This is a genomic window from Belnapia sp. (assembly GCF_059504005.1).
In genome coordinates this window covers 1-2,653 of sequence record NZ_JCACHU010000115.1, presented here as the reverse complement: position 1 = coordinate 2,653, position 2,653 = coordinate 1, and the positions used below count along the sequence as shown (strand labels likewise).

Genomic DNA, 2,653 nt, shown 5'->3' with positions numbered 1-2,653 from the left:
AACGACCGATGCAGAACCGAATGGATCAGCCAGCCACTCCGGTCACAGAGCCTAGACGCCTAGCCTTACTGCCCCGTCGCCGCACCGCTTCTCGGCGGACGGTTTGGGCAGCGGGCCCCAGACGCAGGGCCGAACGGCCATCTCACCAAGCGGCGCCCGGACGCGCACGAGCTGCCGGTTGCTCAGCGAGTCCTCCAATACGGGTACAGATTGATCACAAGATCGTATACGATTCCTCCCTTTCCCTGCACGGTGTGCTTTCCTTCCAGGCGTCCATAAGATGGGGAGGGCAAGATGCCTGTGACGATCAATGGCACTCGGCGTGCGGATGTGCTGACCGCAACCGAGGCAAGCATCCTCAACGGCCTCGACGGCGCAGACACGCTGACCGGAAGCGCTTTCAACGACTTGCTATTCGGCGGGGCCGGCGATGACAGCCTGGCAGGCGGTAGCGGCAATGACTTCATCGATGGCGGCGCAGGTGCTGACGACATCAGCACGGGTCAGGGTGATGACACCGTCCTGGCCGGGAGCGGGGCAGACACGATCGGCGGTATGGCCGGCGCTGATTTCGTCGATGCCGGCGATGGCAATGACTTCATTGCCTGGAACGACCCTACGGGAGACCTCGTCCAGGGCGGCAAGGGCTGCGACACCATCATCGGCGGCAACATCGCGGCAGACACGATCTTCGGCGGTGCCGGCAATGATCTGATCCGCGCTTTTGCAACAAGTTCCGAAGCGGCGACAGCGGCGGATTACCTGTCGGGCGGGGCCGGACAGGACGTCTTGCAGGGAGGCAGCGCTGCCGACACCATCGATGGCGGCGCGAACGCCGATACGCTCACCGGTAACGCGGGCAACGACATCTTTATCTTCAACTTCGAGGAGGGGATCGGCCGCGATCTCATCACCGATTTCAATACAGCAGGCGATCTGATCATTCTCTCCAACTCTCCAGTGGGCTTCGACCCACTCGCGCGGCTGACCAACTCCAGCCTGGGCGCGGTGCTCTCCCTTGGCGACGGCGAGTCAATCACCTTCCTCGGTCGGCTCACGCAGGAATTCGACTCCTCGGACTTCCTTATCGCCTGAAGGTGCAAATAGCGTGCACTGCCGTGACGCGTTGTCGCCCGCCAGAAGGTTCACGACCGCACTGTCAACTCGATAAGAGGCTGTACTCGATCAAACCCCTTACTGCGCTCTTGTTTGGGCAACAAGACGGCGTGCGGTGACGGACATCATCGCAATCCAAATGTGCCCGGCAAAGAGATCTGCGGCGCGGTCGTGCACGATATTGAATCGGCGGTAGCGGCTAAGCCAGGCGAACAGCCGCTCCACAACCAATCTGATCCCGTTCGGCAAGAAGCGCCCGGCGCGCGTGCCGCCAGGCGACACTCTGGTGCACCGGCGCGCTTCCCGCCTGCGGCCGCGGCACCACCAACGTTTCGGCCGGGCGGCTGAGGGTGCTAAGGTCCGGCACCGGCAGGTCGAGGCCGTGCAGCCGCAAGATGGACGCGATCAAGCCCTCCGTCTGACGCAGCGCCAGGCGGAATACGCCCCGCAGCGTCAGGGCTGTGGCGATGGCCAGCTCCGAGTAGGCGGGCTGCCCGCCTCGGCCGGTGCGTGGCTCAGCCTTCCAAGCCTCCACCGCTTCCGGCGCGAACCTCACGGTGAGGCTGCCGCCGGCGCGAAGGCCGGCGTCGTACTCGGCCCAGTTGGTCACCCGGTGCCGCCGCCTCGGGATGTGGTAGCGCCGAGCCGCATTCACTTGGAACGGCAAGAGGGATGCCTTTGAAGGGTAAAAGAGCTTCGCCCCGGCTCACCCTACCCAAAGCCACATAGGCCAGCGATCGATGCAACATCTGTGGACACCCCCTTCAGGGCAAGGGAAAACGTCAGGATTGCGGTGACGCGTCGTCGGATGCTGCCATCTGTCCGGCCTCTTTTGCGGTCACGGACCGCCGGCCTGCATGGGAGTTCGCGGAGCGGGTCCAGATCAAGGTGGCGTACTCAAGGTACGGTGTTGCATGCTGGTTTGCCCGATCCCGTCTCGCCGACTGTTGCGCCATGCTCTCCTTGCGCTCGCCCTACGCCTCGGTAGCTGCGGTGGGCCTACGCCGCCACGGCCGGAGCCTTGTACGTGCCGCCCTTGACCAGCAGAGCCCAGACAATGCGGGCCATCTTATTGGCCAGGGCAGTGGTGACCAGCATGCGCGGCTTGCGCGCCAGCATCTGAGCCAGCCACGATCCTGCCGCTGCCCCTCGCTGGCTGGCCCAGCGCACCACGGCGCTGGCGCCCAGAATGAGCAGCCGCCGAATGGTTCGCTCGCCCATCTTCGAGATGGCCCCAAGCTTCTGCTTGCCGCCGGTCGATTTCTGCAGCGGCGTCAAGCCGAGCCAGGCGGCGAAGTCTCGCCCGGCGCGAAAGCCCTCCGGCGCGGGCACCAGGGCGGTGATCGCAGTCGCCGCGATCGGACCAATGCCAGGGATCGTCATGAGCCGGCGCGCCACGGGGTCATCCTTCGCACGTCGGCTGATCTCAGCATCAAGGTCGTCGATCTGCTTTCCGAGCGCCTCAAGCGTCTTGATCAGCACCTGCAAAATGATTCGCCCGGTTGCTGGGAGAGCTGACGCAGCATCCTCAACCAGA

The 2,653-nt window shown here is 64.5% G+C and carries 3 protein-coding genes; 1 reads left to right on the top strand and 2 read right to left on the bottom strand.

The window, feature by feature from the left end; genetic code table 11:
- The first annotated feature begins 294 nt into the window (after nucleotides 1-294).
- Nucleotides 295-1,095, top strand: a complete 801-nt coding sequence (locus tag AC5JJ1_RS15315; protein ID WP_495785967.1) for a calcium-binding protein — start codon at nucleotides 295-297, stop codon at nucleotides 1,093-1,095.
- A 220-nt stretch (nucleotides 1,096-1,315) separates the two neighbouring features.
- Here AC5JJ1_RS15315 and AC5JJ1_RS15310 read toward each other — a convergent pair whose 3' ends face one another.
- Complete coding sequence (locus AC5JJ1_RS15310) at nucleotides 1,316-1,726, bottom strand: transposase (protein ID WP_495785966.1); 411 nt, start codon at nucleotides 1,724-1,726, stop codon at nucleotides 1,316-1,318.
- A 389-nt stretch (nucleotides 1,727-2,115) separates the two neighbouring features.
- A partial coding sequence (locus AC5JJ1_RS15305; protein ID WP_495785965.1) for an IS110 family RNA-guided transposase occupies nucleotides 2,116-2,653 on the bottom strand: 538 nt, incomplete at its 5' end.